At 69.6% G+C, this 16,359-nt stretch carries 16 protein-coding genes and 2 tRNA genes; 9 read left to right on the forward strand and 9 right to left on the reverse strand.

Features of this window, described 5'->3' with window-relative positions:
- Window positions 1-8: 8 nt before the first annotated feature.
- Window positions 9-1,298 (reverse strand): diacylglycerol/lipid kinase family protein, encoded by a 1,290-nt coding sequence (locus tag QBE02_RS12650; RefSeq protein ID WP_279366026.1) that lies wholly within the window; start codon window positions 1,296-1,298, stop codon window positions 9-11.
- Window positions 1,299-1,472: 174 nt separating this feature from the next.
- Here QBE02_RS12650 and serS point away from each other — a divergent pair, with 174 nt between their 5' ends.
- The gene (serS, locus tag QBE02_RS12655) at window positions 1,473-2,741 is read left to right on the forward strand and encodes a serine--tRNA ligase (protein ID WP_144784403.1); all 1,269 of its coding nucleotides are present in this window, start codon (window positions 1,473-1,475) and stop codon (window positions 2,739-2,741) included.
- Window positions 2,738-3,637, forward strand: a complete 900-nt coding sequence (locus QBE02_RS12660; protein ID WP_279366027.1) for an HAD family hydrolase — start codon at window positions 2,738-2,740, stop codon at window positions 3,635-3,637. The genes serS and QBE02_RS12660 overlap by 4 nt, the downstream gene beginning before the upstream one ends.
- A 29-nt stretch (window positions 3,638-3,666) precedes the next feature.
- On the opposite strand, the gene QBE02_RS12665 is transcribed toward QBE02_RS12660, so the two are convergent.
- Both QBE02_RS12665 and QBE02_RS12670 read right to left on the reverse strand, forming a co-directional pair.
- A complete protein-coding gene (locus tag QBE02_RS12665; RefSeq protein WP_279366028.1) occupies window positions 3,667-3,957 on the reverse strand; it encodes a PLDc N-terminal domain-containing protein in 291 nt (96 codons plus the stop codon).
- Window positions 3,958-4,087: 130 nt separating this feature from the next.
- The gene (locus QBE02_RS12670) at window positions 4,088-5,347 is read right to left on the reverse strand and encodes a DUF2254 domain-containing protein (protein ID WP_279366029.1); all 1,260 of its coding nucleotides are present in this window, start codon (window positions 5,345-5,347) and stop codon (window positions 4,088-4,090) included.
- Window positions 5,348-5,608: 261 nt separating this feature from the next.
- Between QBE02_RS12670 and QBE02_RS12675 the strand changes: the two genes are divergently transcribed.
- The 5 genes from QBE02_RS12675 to QBE02_RS12695 all read left to right on the forward strand — a co-directional run bounded on the left by QBE02_RS12675 (window position 5,609) and on the right by QBE02_RS12695 (window position 10,114).
- A complete protein-coding gene (locus tag QBE02_RS12675) occupies window positions 5,609-6,325 on the forward strand; it encodes a cohesin domain-containing protein (RefSeq protein WP_279366031.1) in 717 nt (238 codons plus the stop codon).
- A 41-nt stretch (window positions 6,326-6,366) separates the two neighbouring features.
- Entirely contained in the window at window positions 6,367-8,184 is a 1,818-nt protein-coding gene (locus QBE02_RS12680; RefSeq protein ID WP_279366032.1) for an amidase family protein, read from the forward strand.
- 102 nt (window positions 8,185-8,286) lie between these two features.
- Window positions 8,287-8,371 (forward strand) — tRNA-Ser (locus tag QBE02_RS12685).
- 269 nt (window positions 8,372-8,640) lie between these two features.
- Window positions 8,641-9,930 carry an LCP family protein gene (locus QBE02_RS12690; RefSeq protein ID WP_268102426.1) on the forward strand — a complete coding sequence of 430 codons (1,290 nt, stop codon included), beginning with the start codon at window positions 8,641-8,643 and terminating at the stop codon, window positions 9,928-9,930.
- Between the two features lie 95 nt (window positions 9,931-10,025).
- Window positions 10,026-10,114 (forward strand) — tRNA-Ser (locus QBE02_RS12695).
- An 83-nt stretch (window positions 10,115-10,197) separates the two neighbouring features.
- On the opposite strand, the gene QBE02_RS12700 is transcribed toward QBE02_RS12695, so the two are convergent.
- The 5 genes from QBE02_RS12700 to QBE02_RS12720 all read right to left on the reverse strand — a co-directional run bounded on the left by QBE02_RS12700 (window position 10,198) and on the right by QBE02_RS12720 (window position 13,300).
- A complete protein-coding gene (locus QBE02_RS12700; RefSeq protein WP_279367889.1) occupies window positions 10,198-11,034 on the reverse strand; it encodes an alpha/beta fold hydrolase in 837 nt (278 codons plus the stop codon).
- 204 nt (window positions 11,035-11,238) lie between these two features.
- Window positions 11,239-11,628: a DUF2510 domain-containing protein gene (locus tag QBE02_RS12705; protein WP_279366034.1), complete on the reverse strand. Its 390-nt coding sequence runs from the start codon at window positions 11,626-11,628 to the stop codon at window positions 11,239-11,241.
- 93 nt (window positions 11,629-11,721) lie between these two features.
- The gene (locus QBE02_RS12710; protein WP_279366035.1) at window positions 11,722-11,982 is read right to left on the reverse strand and encodes a DUF6510 family protein; all 261 of its coding nucleotides are present in this window, start codon (window positions 11,980-11,982) and stop codon (window positions 11,722-11,724) included.
- Window positions 11,982-12,713: an FAD-binding oxidoreductase gene (locus tag QBE02_RS12715; RefSeq protein ID WP_279366037.1), complete on the reverse strand. Its 732-nt coding sequence runs from the start codon at window positions 12,711-12,713 to the stop codon at window positions 11,982-11,984. The genes QBE02_RS12710 and QBE02_RS12715 overlap by 1 nt, the downstream gene beginning before the upstream one ends.
- Entirely contained in the window at window positions 12,710-13,300 is a 591-nt protein-coding gene (locus tag QBE02_RS12720; RefSeq protein WP_279366040.1) for a molybdopterin-dependent oxidoreductase, read from the reverse strand. Before QBE02_RS12720 ends, QBE02_RS12715 begins: the two co-directional genes overlap by 4 nt.
- Before the next feature lie 238 nt (window positions 13,301-13,538).
- Between QBE02_RS12720 and QBE02_RS12725 the strand changes: the two genes are divergently transcribed.
- Entirely contained in the window at window positions 13,539-14,426 is an 888-nt protein-coding gene (locus QBE02_RS12725; RefSeq protein WP_279366041.1) for a DUF808 domain-containing protein, read from the forward strand.
- 93 nt (window positions 14,427-14,519) lie between these two features.
- Here the strand turns inward: QBE02_RS12725 and QBE02_RS12730 are convergent, their stop codons facing one another.
- The gene (locus QBE02_RS12730) at window positions 14,520-15,083 is read right to left on the reverse strand and encodes a flavin reductase family protein (protein ID WP_279366043.1); all 564 of its coding nucleotides are present in this window, start codon (window positions 15,081-15,083) and stop codon (window positions 14,520-14,522) included.
- Between the two features lie 247 nt (window positions 15,084-15,330).
- Between QBE02_RS12730 and QBE02_RS12735 the strand changes: the two genes are divergently transcribed.
- Window positions 15,331-16,314 (forward strand): ABC transporter substrate-binding protein, encoded by a 984-nt coding sequence (locus QBE02_RS12735; protein WP_279366045.1) that lies wholly within the window; start codon window positions 15,331-15,333, stop codon window positions 16,312-16,314.
- The last annotated feature ends 45 nt before the right edge of the window (window positions 16,315-16,359 follow it).

Consider the following 16,359-nt stretch of genomic DNA (forward strand, 5'->3'; position numbering starts at 1 on the left):
GGTGAACGTCAGAGCGACGAGGTGTCGTGCCCCTTCGGCAGCGCGACCGAGAGCCCACCGGGGACGATGCGGGTGTACACGCGCGTCGCTTCGCCGAACTCGTCGCCGTCCAGCTCGATCGGCTGCGCGGGCGCGGTCGCCAACTCGATGCCCGTGCCCCGCAGGTAGCGCACCGACGAGTCCTTACGACGCTCGAGCACGCGTCGACCGGCGCGGAACTTCCGCAGCACCGAGTTGTCCCACACGATCTTGCGCCAGACGCCCAACCAGCCGAGCACGCCGCTGGGCTGCAGCACGGCCACGTCGAGGCTGCCGTCGGCGATCGAGGCGTCGGGGATCAGCGCGACGCCGCCCTGCAGGGCGCCGCAGTTCGCGAACAGCACGCTGTGCACCTTCGCCGAGTGCAGGCGGTGCCCGTCCAGCTGATACATGACGCGGAAGGGTTTGGCCGAGACGAGCGACCTCGCCGCTCCGTCGACGTAGGCGACCCAGCCGACCTGCTTCTTCAGATCGTCGCGGGTGTTCTGGATCATCGCGGCATCCAAACCGATGCCCGCCATGACCGAGAATCCGTGTTCTTCGATCTCGCCGCTGGCGCGGCGGATGCGCGCGATCCCGGTGTCGATCGAGAGGATGTCGCCCTCGAAGGTTGCGCGGATCATCGCGTCGGTGTCGGCGAGGGGCAGGTTCAGGTTGCGGGCGAGCAGGTTGCCCGTGCCGCTGGGAATGATCGTCAGGGGGACGCCCGTCGAGGTCAGCGCCTCGGCCACCGCGCGCACCGTGCCGTCGCCGCCCGCCACGAGCACGGCGTCGACCTTCTCGTCGAGGGCTGCGCGGGTGGCGTCGTCGCCCAGGTCGTCCACGGTCGTCTCGTAGAACAGCGGCTCGGCCCAGTCGGCCGCGGCCGCGAGCTCGGCCACGCGGGCACGCAGCGTGTCGGGGTCGACCTTGACGGGGTTGTAGACGAGGGCGGCCCTCTTCTTCTGAGTGGTCTCGGCGTCGATGGGCGCCTCTTCGCCCTCGGCGTCAACGCGCTGCGTCTTGCCGGGCAGCTCCGCCGACGTGTCGGGGTCGACGTCTTCGGGCTGGTGGATGGTGCCGTCGGGCTCCGCGGCGTCCTTCGGGTGAGGGACGTCCTTGCGAGGGTGATCGGCGACATCGTCGCCGAGACGTGCGGCGTGGAAGTGGTCGCCGGAGCCGTCGGCCGCGGCGGCATCCGCCTTCACCTCGGCGGGAGCATCGGCGGGGACGGTTTCGGGAGCGTCCGCGTCGTCACGCGGCTCGTCAGGGGCGGCCATGGCATCCACCATAGGACCGCGGTCGATCCGTCACCCGTCATCGAGACGGGCTTGACGGAGGGATGCCGAAGCCGCACTCGCCGTGAGAGGAGCCCGTCTTTCCGCATTCCGGCGCACGCCGCGCGTGCTCGCGACAGCGCAGGACACGTGCCGCCTCGACCGTAGGATGGACGCGTGATCGACCTGACTCTGCTGCGTGAAGATCCCGAGCTCGTGAAGCGCTCCCAGATCGCCCGCGGGGAGTCGCCGGATTCGGTGGACGACGCCCTCGCCGCCGACCGCGACCGCCGCGCGGCCATCACCGCCTTCGAAGAGCTCCGTGCCGCGCAGAACGCGCACGGCAAGCGCGTCGCGCAGGCGCCGAAAGAAGAGAAGGCCGCTCTCGTCGCCGAAGCGAAGCAGCTCAGCGAGCAGGTCAAGGCCGCGCAGCACGCCGCGACCGAGGCCGAGGCGGCAGCCGAGGCGGCCCTGGCGAAGATCGAGAACATCGTCATCGACGGTGTCCCGTCGGGGGGCGAAGAGAACTTCGTCACGCTGCGCACCCACGGCGACGTCCCGACCTACGACTTCACCCCGCGCGACCACCTCGAGATCGGCGAGCTGCTCGGGGCGATCGACATGGAGCGCGGCACGAAGGTCTCGGGCAGCCGCTTCTACTTCCTCACCGGTATCGGCGCGCGCCTCGAGCTCGCGCTCATGACCCTCGCCCTCGACCGCGCGCTGCAGGCGGGCTTCACCCCGATGATCCCGCCGACGCTCGTGCGCCCCGAGGTCATGCGCGGCACCGGCTTCCTCGGCCAGCACGCCGACGAGGTCTACCACCTGCCGAAAGAAGACCTCTACCTCGTCGGCACCAGCGAGGTGCCCCTCGCCGGCTACCACATGGACGAGATCCTCGACTTCGAGCGCGGCGCCAAGCGCTACGCCGGCTGGTCCACCTGCTACCGCAGCGAGGCCGGCTCGTACGGCAAGGACACCCGCGGCATCATCCGCGTGCACCAGTTCAACAAGCTCGAGATGTTCGTCTACACCGACCCGGCCGACGCCGAGGCCGAGCACGACCGTCTCGTCGCGATGCAGGAGCAGATGCTGCAGGACCTCGGCCTCGCCTACCGCGTGATCGACGTGGCCGCCGGCGACCTGGGGTCCAGCGCCGCACGCAAGTTCGACATCGAGGCCTGGGTGCCCACGCAGGATGCCTACCGCGAGCTGACCAGCACCTCGAACTGCACGACGTATCAGGCGCGCCGACTCGAGACCCGCTTCCGTCCCGCCGACGGCGGCAAGACCCAGCCGGTCGCGACCCTCAACGGCACGCTCGCCACCACGCGGTGGATCGTGGCGCTTCTCGAAACGCACCAGCGCGCCGACGGATCGGTCACGGTCCCTGAGGTCTTGCGGCCGTACCTCGGCGGGCTCGAGGTCATGGAGCCCATCGCGTGAGCGACGAGGCCGCCCTCCCCGACACCGGTGCCGTTGAGAGCGCGCCGAAGCAGGAGGCGGCCGATCTGGTCGCCGATCTCGCCGACGCTCCTCACCTCGGGCGTCTGCTCATCGCCCTCGACATCGACGGGACGGTGCTCCTCGAGGACGACACCCTGAGCCCCGGGGTCGTCGAGGCGATCGCGCACGCGCACCGCGCGGGTCACGAGGTCATGCTCGCCACGGGCCGCAGCTGGGACAGCACCCACACGATCATGGACCGCCTCGGCATCCGTCCCGAGTACGCCGTCTGCTCGAACGGTGCCATCGTGATGCGCCGGGTGGGGGGACCGGATGCCACGGAGTACGAGCGCGCGCACGTCGAGACGTTCGACCCCCGTGAGGTGCTGACGCTGTTGGGCGAGCACCTGTCCGGCGCGCACTTCCTGGTGGAGCTGCCCGACGGCACGCGCAAGTTCACCGACTACCTCGACGACTGGAACCTCGAGAAAGCGCACAAGGTGACCTTCGCCGAGCTGTCCGCCGAGCCGGTGTGCCGTGTGGTGGTCGTCGCGCCCGAGCAGACCGATCAGGACTTCCTCGAACTCGTCGAGCGGATCGGGCTGACGCAGGTGTCGTACGCCATCGGGTGGACGGCGTGGCTCGACATCGCGCCGCAGGGCGTCGACAAGTCGACCGCGCTCGAGCTCGTGCGCGGGTGGCTGGGCATCGCCCCCGAGCGCGTCCTGGTCATGGGCGATGGCCGCAACGACATCGAGATGATGCAGTGGGCCGTCCGCAACGGCGGGCGGGCGATCGCGATGCACCAAGGTCCTCCCGAGGTGCACGCCGCCGCGGGCGAGGTCGGTCTCTCGGTGACCGAGGGCGGCGTGGCCGCGATCCTGCGCGCGCTCTGACCCGCTGCAGGACCGGCGGCCCGAGGGTGTCAGACCCGCGCGGACCCGCCCGCCACGTGCGCGGCGCGGTCGGCGAGGTACGCGGTGCGATCCACGACGGTCATCGGGCGACGGGCGGCGCGACTATCGGCCAGACGGGCCGCTTCCCACGCGAGGAGTCCGACCGGCGGCAACAGGAGCAGCGCGGCGACCCACGTCGCCCTGAGGCCGGGGGACGCCTGCGGATCGCGGACGGCGACGATCGCGGCGAAGACGGATGCCGCGTAGACGAGCGCGAAGACGGCGAGAAAGATCTGCGCTGACAGCGTGGTGACGAGCATGGTGACCTCCTCAACTCGGACGGCCCGACGGGTCGTGGGTGTGATGTTCTCGGTCTACGCCGGGCGCGAGCGCGCGGCAATCCCTCCGCCGGGGAGCGCAGGAAGTCCATAGCTGGGGCGTAGCCGACGCTCAGACCCTTTCGCGCGCCCAGGCCTGCCGCACGGCCGCACGCAGGGTGCGCGTGTCGGAGCGATCGAGCTCCCGACGGCTGCGGTCGAACGCGGCGCGCGCGGCCTCCCGGAAGAGAGGGGCGCGGTCGGGTGAGGATGCGGCGAGCGACGCAAGGCACTTCTGCAGGCGCACCTGCACCTCGATCACGGCGGCGCCGTCGCGCGCCAGTGGTCGGAAGGCGTCGTTGACGAGATCGATGAGGCGTGGCGCCGGGACGAACACCCGCTCGAAATCCACGGTGGAATCGATGGGGACGGCGAAGGCCCGCGAGAAGACGCGGTGGAGCGCCGCGATCACCTCGATCGCCGTACCGGGGTCGTTCGTCGCGGACGAAAGGGCGCGGCTGCCGATCTCGGTGAGGGCGATCACTCCGAATCGCGGATCCTGCTCGTACGTGCGGTGGTTCTCGATCCGGAAGGCTCGCCGCACCCCCGCGGCGACGTCGGCGTCGACGGGACCGTCGACGAGGGCGAGGGGGACCCGTGCATCGGCGATCCTGCCGGGGACGGCGCGGACGTGCACATCGATCTGGTGCTGGCGTGCGAGTCGGTCGAGCCCCGCGACGTCGACATGGGTGACGTATCCGACGCCGTCCGCGTGTACGGGCACCGCCCCCGCTGGTGGTGTCATGGCGGATCGCGCGCCCAGCGTCGGCCGCGCTGCATGCCACTCGAGTGAGGTCGTGGCCGCCTTCTCGACCCGATCGATGACGTCTGCCATCCGTCCGAAGGTCGACAGGTGGGCGATCCATCGCAGGAGCGTGACGACGACGATGGCGATGATGACGAGGGTCGCCACGAAGAGGATCGTGCGCCCCTGGCTTTCGTAATACCCGGTGGAGAGGGCGACGATTCCGACGAGCGAGAACGCGAAGGCGCCGACGAACGTCGATACGGCATTCTGCGAGGTCGGGTCGGCGATCAAGAGCTGCGTCGACCGTGGGGTGGCGGTCGTGGTCGCCGACGAGAAGGCCGTGACCATCGCCGTGACCGAGAAAGTGCTCACGGTGAGCATCGCCGTGGCGATGATCTGCAGCAGCTCGTCGACGGAGCCGGCCGCGAGATCGACGCTGAACGAGAAGGGCAGCAGAGGCCCCACGAACCGCGCGGCGAGCGCCACCACGATCGAGATCGCGGTGAAGAGCGCAGCGCGCACCCACACCTGCCGTCCGAGCCGGAGGAAGAAGGATGCCAGCGGGCTTCGCGTCATCGTCGCCATGGACGCGACGTTATCCGGCACGCCCCCGCGAACCCGGGGGCTGGACGGATGAGGGACTCGCCTGAAAACGCGCCCTCATCCGCCTACGGATATGCAATGGAAATGTGGGGCAACTTGTCGGACATGCCGTGCTGACAAGGTCGGGTCACCCAACGATCGTCGGATGCCGAGAGGCCCACGCGGATCCCGGTCGTGCTCGTTCCACCACCCGAGGAGCCTGACCCACGCATGTCTGCACACAGCCCCGCATCACGCCCGAGAGTGGCACGCCGCCTCGGCGCCGCCCTCGTGGCGGCCCTGGCCCTGTTCGGGCCCGTGCTCGCCGCGCCCGCGGCGCACGCCGCCCCTCCCGCGGCGATCCTGTCGCTGTCGGTGAGCCCCACGAGCGTCACCGCCGGTGACGCGCTCGTCGCCACCATCACCGGATCCGGTGTGAGCGACCTCTACTCGTACGACCTCGAGATCACGTTCGACCCGACGCTGCTCGCTCCCGCGGCCGATGCCCCGACCGGTCCCGCCGGGGGGTTCACCTCGACCGTCACGGGCCCCGGCTCCCTCACCGTCTCGCACACCCGCCTCGGTACGTCTCCCGGTCTGAGCGGCGCGAGCGGTGTGATCCTGGCATCCATCCCCCTCCGGTCGCTCGCGGCCGGGTCGGCCGTCGTCGAGCTGTCGTCGGTGCGTCTCGTGTCGTCGACCGGTGACGTCGTGACGGCCGCAGCGGTGGCCTCCGGAACCGTCGTCATCGCGGCGGCACCCGTCCCCGTTCCGCAGCCGTCCACGTCGTCACCCGCGCCCTCGCCCGAGGCGTCCGCGTCCGCGTCGGCGACTCCCGCCCCCGCGGCGAAGGGCCCGGGCGACCTGGCCACGACCGGTGTCGATGCGACGCCGTGGTGGATCGCGGGTGCTGTCGGTGTCGCCCTCGTCGCCGGAGGCGCTCTGTTCGTGCTCCGCCGCCGTCAGGCGGTGCAGGAATGACCGCGTCTCACTCGTCCGTCTTCTCCCGCGAAGGATCCGTCATGACCCCCCTGGCCCGCCGTGTTCTGGCCGTGTCCGCTTCGATCGGTGTCGTCGTCGCCGGGGCCGTCGTCGCTCCGACCGCAGCTCTCGCCGCCCCCGCCCCGGCCGCGGCGCCGTTCCTCGCTCCGTACTACACGGAGCTCGACGTCACCGGCGATGCCCAGGTGACCACGGCCGACCTCGAGGCCCTCGCCCCGCACCTGGGGACGACTTCGAGCGAGGCCGGATGGGCGGATGCCGCGCGCTTCGACCTCGACGACGACGGCGCCGTGACGGCATCCGATCTCGCCCTACTGTCGGAGCGCATCATCTACGACGACGGTCCGTTCCAGATCGTCGAGGCCGATGCGGTGGCGATGCAGGCGGCGATGAACGCCGGGGTGATCACCTCGGTGTCGTTGACCCAGCAGTACCTCGACCGCATCGCGGCCTACGACAAGACCGTCCGTCCGACCGGCGTGCGCCCCTTGAACTCGATCATCACGACGAGCACCGTCGCGCTGAAGGCCGCCGCCGCGGCCGACGAGATCCGCGCCGAGAAGGGCATGACCGGGATGCTGCTCGGCATCCCCGTCGCGCTGAAAGACAACTACAACACCGCCGACATGCCCACCACCGCCGGCTGCGGCTGCTGGAGCGGCAACCAGACCTCGACCGACGCGACGATGGTCAAGGGGCTCCGTGCCGACGGAGCCGTGATCGTGGCGAAGGCCTCGATGGACGAGTTCGCGATCAACCTGTCGTCGCAGTGGTCGGCGTTCCAGCCCGACGGCACCGCGCTGACCGTGTCGAGCCCGTACGACACGACCCAGACCTCGGGCGGATCGAGCGGCGGCACGGGAGCCGCGATCGCGGCGAACCTCGCCGGCATCGGCTTCGGCACCGACACCGGTGGGTCGATCCGCATCCCCTCGACGTACAACCAGCTCGTGGGCGTGCGCCCGACGGTCGGTCTCGCCAGTCGCGACGGCATCGTGCCCCTCGCGCTCTCGCAGGACACCGGTGGTCCCATCGCGCGTTCCGTTCAGGATGCCGCGATCGCGCTCGACGCGGTCGTCGGTGAGGACACGGGTGACCCCATCACGGCGCGCCAGGCCGGCAAGGTGCCCGAGACGTACACGTCGTACCTCGACGGGGAGTCGTTGACGGGCAAGAAGATCGGCTACATCGCGTCGATGCTCGGAACGAACCCCACCACCCAGCGGCTCTTCGCCCAGGCGAAGGCGTCCATGGAGGCACGGGGTGCGACCGTGGTCGCCGTCACCGCACCCGACGGGTTCTCGGCGATCGTGGGAGAGGGGAGCGGCAGCGGTCCCGAGTTCAACCACGACCTGCAGAACTACATCACCGCCTACCTCGACCCGACGGTGAGCGCGCGCAGTCTGCTCGCCATCTCGCAGTCGCCGAACATCGTGCCGGGGCGCGCGAGCAACCCGTACGGTCAGCGCGCCGCCGTCACCGAGTCGACCTATCAGGCATGGGCCGGTCCGCAGGGCTCGCACACGCTGCAGCTCGCGAAGGGCAAGCAGATCATGACCGCGTTCATGGACGACCAGAAGCTGGATGCCGTCGTCTACCCGACCGGCAACCCTTACGGCACCATCGGCACGAACATGCGTCTGAGCCCGAACACGGGTCTGCCCGCCGTCACGGTGCCGATGGGCCAGGGGCTCTCGACCGAGGCGTCGACCGGGGGAGTGAACCTCGAGTTCCTCGGCCGCGACTTCGCCGAGGGTCCCCTCCTGGGCCTCGTCTACGGCTTCGAGCAGGCGACGCACGCCCGCACGACGCCCGCGGCGTACGGACCGCTCGGCTGAGCTCCGGCGGCGGCCCCCGGGCGCGAGTTCGCCCGGGGGCCGCCTCGCGCGGGTCCTGTCGTGCGACCTCGAGTTCGCGGCTCGGTAGACTCGGGTCGTTCGGGAGGGTTGTCCGAGCGGCCGATGGACCTGGTCTTGAAAACCAGTGGGCAGCAATGTCCCGTGGGTTCGAATCCCACACCCTCCGCAACGACGAAGCGGGCCCCGCAGGGGTCCGCTTCGTCGTTATGGCCGGCTGAGCGGGATGAGAACGTCGTTGGGCCCACGCCGCGCGACTCGTCGACCCGGGTCGTCTCGATCACGCACAGTCGGGACGCCTCCCGCACCCCGCCCCCGGCGAAACGCCCGATCTTCACGGGATTCACAGATCCTGATCCCTAGTATTACTGCGACCTCCGGCCGTGCCGTGGGTCGACGTGCTGCCGGGCCGGTGGCATCCGTCTCGAAAGGACCCGAGTGAGCAAGACCTCCACCCCGCGCGGTCAGCGGACCGTCGCGCGCCACGGGCGACTCACCTCGCCGGGGCCCCTCGCGCAGCTGTTCCGCGGCGTGGCGATCGCGCTCGCCGTCCTCCTCGTGTCGGGTGGTGCGGTCCTCGCGTACGCCGCGGTCGACCTCACTCAGAGCTTCACCGCGGACGCGGTCGAGCTCAAGGGTCAGCCGGCGGTCCCGCCGGACCTCGGCGAGCTCAAGGGCGGCGTCAACATGCTCCTCGTTGGCACCGACGAGTGCGAGCCCAGCTTCGCCCAGCTCTTCGGCGATCGCTGCACCGGTGCCGATTCCGAGGGCAGCCTCAACGACGTCAACATGCTGGTCCACATCTCCGACGCGCCCCGCCGGGTCACGGTCATCTCGTTCCCGCGCGACCTGATGGTGCCGATCCCCTCGTGCACCGACAAGGACGGGAACGAGACCTCGGCGATGAGCAAGCAGCAGATCAACTCCGCGTTCTCGTACGGTGGCCTCTCGTGCGTCGTGCAGACGGTCTCGGAGCTCAGCGGCCTCGAGATCCCCTTCGCCGCCAAGGTCAGCTTCGGCGGGGTGATCAACATCACCGACGCGATCGGCGGTGTCGATGTCTGCATCGCGAACGGGATCAAGGACCGCTACACCGGCATCGACTGGCCCGCCGGCATGCGCACGGTGCAGGGTCTCGACGCTCTGCAGTTCCTCCGCACCCGTCACGGCGTCGGCGACGGCGGCGACCTGGGGCGCATCTCGAACCAGCAGCAGTACATGTCGCGTCTGGCCAACAAGCTGAAGAGCCAGGACGTGCTGTCGAACCCCGCGACGCTCTACAAGCTCGCCTCCACCGCTCTGCGCAACGTCGACCCGTCGACCTCGCTGACGAACCCGCTGACGCTGGTGCAGATCGCCTCCGCGGTCAAGGACGTGCCGTTCAACGAGATCGTGTTCATCCAGTACCCGACGTACACCGATCCCTCGAACCCCAACCGCGTCGTGCCCGACCGTACCGACGCCGACACGCTGTGGGCGGCCCTCGCCGCGAACCAGCCGCTGGAGCTCTCGGGCAACCTCAGCGACGGCAACGGCGTGGTCGTCGACCAGAACGCCACCCCGGCGCCCACGCAGGCTCCCGCGCCGGTCGACACCGCCAGCCCGGCGCCCACCCAGACGGCCCAGGCCTCCCCGGCCCCGACATCGGACGCGATCCAGCTACCGAGCGGCATCGCCGGGCAGACCGCCGCGCAGGCGACCTGCTCGAACGGAAACGTCCGCGGTTGACCCTCGCCGCCCGGCATCTCGGACGTGGTTCGAATGCCGGGCGGCATCCGGTTAGTATGGACCGGTGTGTTCGCGCCGCAGGGCGCCGATCACCTGGAGACGTCGCATAGTCAGGCCTAGTGCACCACCCTGCTAAGGTGGAGTCCCCGTAAGGGGACCGAGGGTTCAAATCCCTCCGTCTCCGCAGAAAAAGCCCCGGTTCGCCGGGGCTTTTCTGGTTCCTGCCGACGGCGCCCGCGGGGTGCCGCGAGCGCCGTCGGGTGGCGGTCAGGAGCGGATGAAGGCCAGAATGTCGGGGTTGATCACGTCGGCGTGCGTGGTGAGCATGCCGTGGGGGTAGCCCTCGTAGATCTTCAACGTCGCGTTCGACAGCAGCTCGGCCTGCTTGAGGGCGGCGGCCTGGTAGGGCACGACCTGGTCGTCGTCCCCCTGCAGTACGAGCACGGGCACCGAGATCGCTTTCAGATCCTCGGTCTGGTCGGTCTCGGAAAACGCCTTGATGCCGGCGTAGTGGGCGAGGGCGCTGCCGGTCATGCCCTGGCGCCACCAGTTGTCGATCACTCGCTGTTGCACCTCGACGCCCTCGCGGTTGAACCCGTAGAAGGGTCCGGATGCCACATCCTCGAAGAATTGCGCGCGGTTGGCGGCGAGGGCGTCGCGGAACCCGTCGAACACCGACATCGGGAGACCCTCGGGGTTGTCGTCGGTCTGCAGCATCAGAGGCGGAACGGCCGCGACGAGCACGGCTTTGGCGACACGGCCCTGGGGCTCGCCGTACTTCGCGACGTAGCGGGCGACCTGTCCGCCACCGGTGGAGTGGCCGACGTGGACGGCGTTGCGCAGGTCGAGGTGCTCGACGACAGCGTTCACGTCGCTCGCGTAATAATCCATGTCGTGACCGGTGCCGATCTGCGACGAGCGACCGTGGCCGCGTCGGTCGGTCGCGATCACGCGATAGCCCTCGTTGAGGAAGTAGAGCAGTTGCGCGTCCCAGTCATCGGATGACAGGGGCCACCCGTGATGGAACACGATGGGCTGAGCGTCGTGATCGCCCCAGTCCTTGAAGAAGATCTCCGCGCCGTCGTCCGTCGTGACGTACCCCATGAGTGAACCTTTCATGTTCTGCTACTCGGCGGTAAGTGGAGCGAGCGCCTCTGGGAGCGCTCACACAACAGCATGAAACCCTCCACGTCGCCCCGTGTCCAGCACGAGTGAGAAGTGTTCAGCCTCGATGCACCTGAAAGGCACGCGAGTGGTGACCGGATCATCGGTCACGGCGCCGCGGGATCGTCGTCACCGGCCGGGTGATCAGCCCTGCCGCTCGAACACCATCGTGGCCTGGATCCGGTCGCCGCCGCCGAAGCCGGTGCTCCCCGACGAGGCGGTCGTGATCGTGTGCAGGCGGTAACCGAGCGCGGCTTGGCGGTTGATGACGTTCTCGAGTTCGGTCAGGTTGCCCGAACCGGTGCCGAAGAACTTCTCCCTCAGCACCACCTGGAGCACGACGTAGCTGAACCCGTCCTGGGCGGGACGCGGCTGCGCGCCCGAGAAGGCGTCGGCCTGCGCCCGTTCGATGAAGCCCGCGACGCCCGGTTGCGGGGCGGCCGGCTCCTGGAACTGCTCAGTCCACCGCTGTCCGTCCCACCAGCGCATGCGCCCGGAACCGTCGTCGTACCACCCTGCCTGCGCGTCGCTCATCGACCGCCCCCTGTTCGTCGCTCCGGACCCCACGGCCGGGTGCCGCTGGGCTCGAGTATCTCGGAGCCTGCTGCTCCGCTGCAACGCGCGGGGTCAGGCGCGGTGCATCTCCACCGCACTCACGCCCGAGAGCCCCAACCAGGAGCGGCCGTCGGGACCGTCGACCACGGTGAGGAGCACGGCCTCGCACCCGCGGCACCGCGCGACGGCCCCCATCGCCGAGGTGTAGACGGCCGCCGTCGCGAGCAGTCCCGTCAGCCCGCAGTGCGTGCATCGAACTCCGGATGCCGTGGCGTCCCAGCCGAGCAGATCGTCGAGGCGTCCAGCGAGGGCGTTGCCGTCGAGAAGCGTCATCAGGAGCCTCCGAATCGCTCGGTGCGGATGCGGGTGGATGAGTGACCCGCCTCGATGAGCCAGCCCGCGACCGCCTCGACGAACGGAGTCGGTCCGCAGACGAAGACGCGCGGCTGTTGATCGGCGGGGATGACCGCGGCGCGCAGGTCGTCGGCGGTCAGTCGCGCGGGTGCCCGTTTCGCGTCGGCCGGCGCCCGGCGCGTGTAGACGAGGTCGAGGGCGAAGCGATCGTCGACCAGTGCGGCGAGCTCATCGGCGAAGAACACGTCGTCGGGGGAACGGACGGAGTACAGGAGTCGAAAGAGGGTCTCGTCGGCGCTCGCCGCGTGCGCGGAGGCCATGGCGAAGAGCGGGACGACCCCGGAGCCACCCGCGATCAGCTGCACCCGAGCGGGGTCGTCGGACGGCGTCCACACGAAGAACGCTCCGAGCGGCCCGTGCACCTCGATCCGATCGCCCTCGCGCAGATCGTGGACGAGGAACGGTGAGACCTCCCCGTCGGGCACCTCGTCGACGGCGAGCACGATGCGCGTGCCCGGCCCCGCCGATGCGATCGAGTACGACCGGCTCGCCTGGTAGCCGTCGGGTGCGGTGAGGCGCACGTCGAGGTGCGAACCCGCCTCGTTGCCCGGCCACGTGGGCACGTCGAGCTCGATGCGTCGGGCGGTCGCGGTCTCGGGGCGCGAGGCGACGACGATCGCGGTGTGCCAGGCCGCGGTGCGCGCGGTCACCCGTACCGTTCCTCGCGCCAGGGGTCGCCGTGCAGGTGGTAGCCGTTCTGCTCCCAGAATCCGGGCTTGTCGGCGGGCATCGTGATGAGCCCCTGCACCCACTTCGCGCTCTTCCAGAAGTACAGGTGCGGCACCAGCAGGCGGGCAGGTCCCCCGTGCTCGGGCGTGAGAGGCGCCCCGTCGGCCTCGAAGGCGATCCAGCTCTTGCCACCGAGCAGATCGTCGAGGGCGATGTTGGTCGTGTACCCGCCGAACGAGTGCACCATCGCGAAGCGGTGGGAGGTGTCGACCTCGGCGAAGAGACGATCGAGAGAGACGCCGCGCCAGGGCATGTCGAGCTTCGTCCAGTGCGTGACGCAGTGGATGTCGACGGAGATGTCCTCGACCCCGAGGGCCTCAAGCTCTGCCCGCGTCCAGCGGTGCACGCCGTTCTCGGTGCCGATCGCGAACTCCCAGCCGTCGTCGTCGACGCGGGGTGTCGGGCCGGCCGACAGAACGGGCCAGTCCCCGACGAGCGTCTGACCGGGCGGGAGTCGGGGGTCGCGCTCGCGTCGTCGTCCCGAGAATCCGCGTGTGATGAACGACATGGGTCTCCTCTGCGGTGGCGGTGGCTTCACCCTAGCCACGGTCGCGTGGCGGCGACAGGGCGCCGAGTGCCGGGGTCTGCCGACGCTGGACGACGCGTGCGCGATGCGACCTCTCGTCGCCGGAACACCTCCCATGGCCATCCGGCCCGGCGCCAGCCCGTCGGCGACGTCCTCGCTCCCCGATAGGGTCGTGCCTGCGGTGCGCACCTCGCGCGCCCTCGCACCCCGGGAGAAGCGCATGTCCGTCGGACTCCTCGCCGTCGTCGATGACATCCTCAGCGCCGCGATGCGCGCGAGTGCCAAGACGGCCGGTGTCGTCATCGATGACGCCGCCGTCACTCCGCAGTACGTGCAGGGGCTGACGCCCGCGCGCGAGCTGCCCGTGGTCTGGAAGATCGCGCTGGGCAGCATCATCAACAAGTACGTGATCATCATCCCGATCGCGTTGCTGCTCACGTCGTTCGCCCCGTGGGTGCTTCCCTACCTGCTCATCATCGGCGGCGGGTTCCTGTGCTTCGAGGGGGCCGAGAAGGTGCTCGAGTGGTTCGGCGTGCACCACGAAGACGCCGAGTCCGACGAGCCGCGCGACGAGAAGAAGCTCGTGCGGGGGGCCGTGCGCACCGACCTCATCCTCAGCACCGAGATCATGCTCATCGCCCTCTCGAGCCTCGACCCCGACTTCGGCATCTGGATGACGCTCGGGGCGCTGCTCATCATCGGGCTGGCCATGACGGTGGTCGTCTACGGCGCGGTCGCGCTCCTGGTCAAAATCGACGACATCGGCCTGCGCTTCATGAAGAGCGAGTCGCGGGGCGTCCGCCGCTTCGGTGCCCGGGTCGTGGCATCCATGCCCGCTGTCTTCCGCGTGATCAGCGTCATCGGCACGGTCGCCATGCTGTGGGTCGGGGGGCACCTGGTGCTGCAGAACCTCGCCGACACTCTCTGGTCGGGCCCGTTCGACCTCGTGCACGTCGTGACCCACGCGATCGAGGCCGCGGGACCGGTCGTCGAGTGGATCGTCGAGACGGCGATGTCGGCGGTGTTCGGGCTGATCCTGGGGCTGATCATCGTGGGCGTCGTGACGGGCATCTCGCGACTGACGCGCCGCGGCGCAGCCGCGCACTAAGGCCCGGGTGCGGGCGATTGAGAGGCGCTCGCGGTATGGGCGTGATCGGCGTTGCCGACGCCCGCGGAGGCCGCTGGGCGCCCAGATGGTGCGTCAGTCGTCGAGGCGCGAGTGCTCGCCCAGGCGGTGCCAGGCGCGGTTGTGGTAGACCAGCGCGGCACCGGATTCGCCGGGCTCGAGGTCGCGTTCGACGTCGACCTGCAGGGCTTGAGCGGCGATGACCGTGGAGCCGCCGGCATCCATTCTGCTGACGACCTTGCACCGGAGCCACGCGCGCACGCCGTGGTAGACCGGCTCGCCGGAGGGCAGGCGCGACCACGTCGAGGTGTCGGCGAAGCGGTCGAGACCGCTGGTGGCTCCTGCGCGGGCGAGCGAGATGTCCTCGGCGTCGAGCAGGTGCACCACGATCGTGTCCGCTGCGATGATCGTGGGCGTCGCCGACGACAGCGCCGACACCGAGAAGATCAGCAGCGGCGGGTCGGCGCTCACCGACGACACCGACGAGGCGGTGAGCGCGACGGGGCCGTTCTCGCCGAACGCGGTGATGACGGCTATGCCGCCGGGGTGGCCGCGGAAGGCCCTCTTGAAGTCGTCCGCCGAGACGGAGGTGCCGATGGCGGGGGTGCTCTCGGGGGCGCCGTGCGGAAGCGAAGTCATGAATACGACGGTAGGCGCTCGTGCGGTGCGAAGGCCCCGTGGGCGCAACACGGCGAAACGCTCTGAGCGATCACGACAGCACTGATCTCTGCCGTGTGAGGCTTCACATTTATCAATCCGTGATCATTCGCGGCCCGGAATTGCTTGACACGGCGCGTTCTGTGAGCGCTAACATTCACACACGGCTCACCCGAGGGGCTGCATCACATGACCGGCATCGGAGCCGGCGAAACGAGGAGGTTTCATCATGAAGGCGAACAAGATCATCGCGGGCATCGCGCTCGTCGGCGCGATCGCGTTCACGGCCACCGGCTGCGCCGGAGCGGGCGGCGGCGGAAACGCCGGCGGTGGCAGCGGCGACAAGATCACGGTCGGCTTCGCCCAGACCGGTTCCGAGAGCGGATGGCGCAGCGCCAACACCGAGTCGATGAAGGAGGCGTTCAGCGAGGCCAACGGCTTCAACCTCGTCTTCAACGCGGCCGACAACAAGCCCGAGGCGCAGATCGCCGCCGTCCGCAGCTTCATCAACCAGGGCGTCGACGCGATCGTCCTCGCACCCATCGTGAGCGACGGCTGGGACGACGTCCTCAAGGAGGCCAAGGACGCCAACATCCCCGTCATCCTCGAGGACCGCACGGTCTCGGCATCCGAGGACCTCTACGCCAGCTGGATCGGCCTCGACTTCAAGCAGGAGGGCGAGACCGCCGGCAAGTGGGTCGCCGACAACTTCGGCACGACGCCCACCAACATGGTCGTCCTCGAGGGCACCACCGGTTCGTCCGCCGCCACCGACCGCGCCACCGGCTTCAACGACGCGATCAAGGGCACCGACATCAAGGTCCTCGACTCGCAGACCGGTAACTTCACCCGCGCCGACGGCAAGACGGTCATGGAGGGCTTCCTCCAGAAGTACGGCTCGCAGATCAACCTGCTCTTCGCCCACAACGACGACATGGGCCTGGGCGCCCTCGAGGCGATCAAGGCCGCCGGCCTCAAGCCCGGCACCGACATCAAGATCGTCACGATCGACGCGGTGAAGGACGGCATGACCGCCCTCTCGAACGGCGAGTTCAACTACATCGTCGAGTGCAACCCGCTCCTCGGTGAGAAGACCGCCGAGGTCGTCAAGAAGGTCGTCGCCGGCGAGTCCGTCGACAAGAGCTACATCGTCGAGGACCAGGCGTTCGACCAGGAGCAGGCCAAGAAGGTTCTGGACAGCCGCCCCTACTGATCCGCAGGGATCCGTCGCCGACTCCCCTCGGCGACACCCCGTCCG

The organism is Microbacterium testaceum (assembly GCF_029761935.1).
GTDB lineage: Bacteria > Actinomycetota > Actinomycetes > Actinomycetales > Microbacteriaceae > Microbacterium > Microbacterium testaceum_A.

Coding starts and splice junctions, on each gene's coding strand:
- QBE02_RS12705 (WP_279366034.1), bottom strand. CDS start 11,628: ATGAGCGACGCGCAGGCAGGGTGGTACGACGACGGTTCCGGGCGCATG.
- QBE02_RS12720 (WP_279366040.1), bottom strand. CDS start 13,300: ATGTCGTTCATCACACGCGGATTCTCGGGACGACGACGCGAGCGCGAC.
- QBE02_RS12725 (WP_279366041.1), top strand. CDS start 13,539: ATGTCCGTCGGACTCCTCGCCGTCGTCGATGACATCCTCAGCGCCGCG.
- QBE02_RS12735 (WP_279366045.1), top strand. CDS start 15,331: ATGAAGGCGAACAAGATCATCGCGGGCATCGCGCTCGTCGGCGCGATC.
- QBE02_RS12700 (WP_279367889.1), bottom strand. CDS start 11,034: ATGGGGTACGTCACGACGGACGACGGCGCGGAGATCTTCTTCAAGGAC.
- QBE02_RS12680 (WP_279366032.1), top strand. CDS start 6,367: ATGACCCCCCTGGCCCGCCGTGTTCTGGCCGTGTCCGCTTCGATCGGT.
- QBE02_RS12665 (WP_279366028.1), bottom strand. CDS start 3,957: ATGCTCGTCACCACGCTGTCAGCGCAGATCTTTCTCGCCGTCTTCGCG.
- QBE02_RS12670 (WP_279366029.1), bottom strand. CDS start 5,347: ATGGCGACGATGACGCGAAGCCCGCTGGCATCCTTCTTCCTCCGGCTC.
- QBE02_RS12650 (WP_279366026.1), bottom strand. CDS start 1,298: ATGGCCGCCCCTGACGAGCCGCGTGACGACGCGGACGCTCCCGAAACC.
- QBE02_RS12730 (WP_279366043.1), bottom strand. CDS start 15,083: ATGACTTCGCTTCCGCACGGCGCCCCCGAGAGCACCCCCGCCATCGGC.
- QBE02_RS12710 (WP_279366035.1), bottom strand. CDS start 11,982: ATGACGCTTCTCGACGGCAACGCCCTCGCTGGACGCCTCGACGATCTG.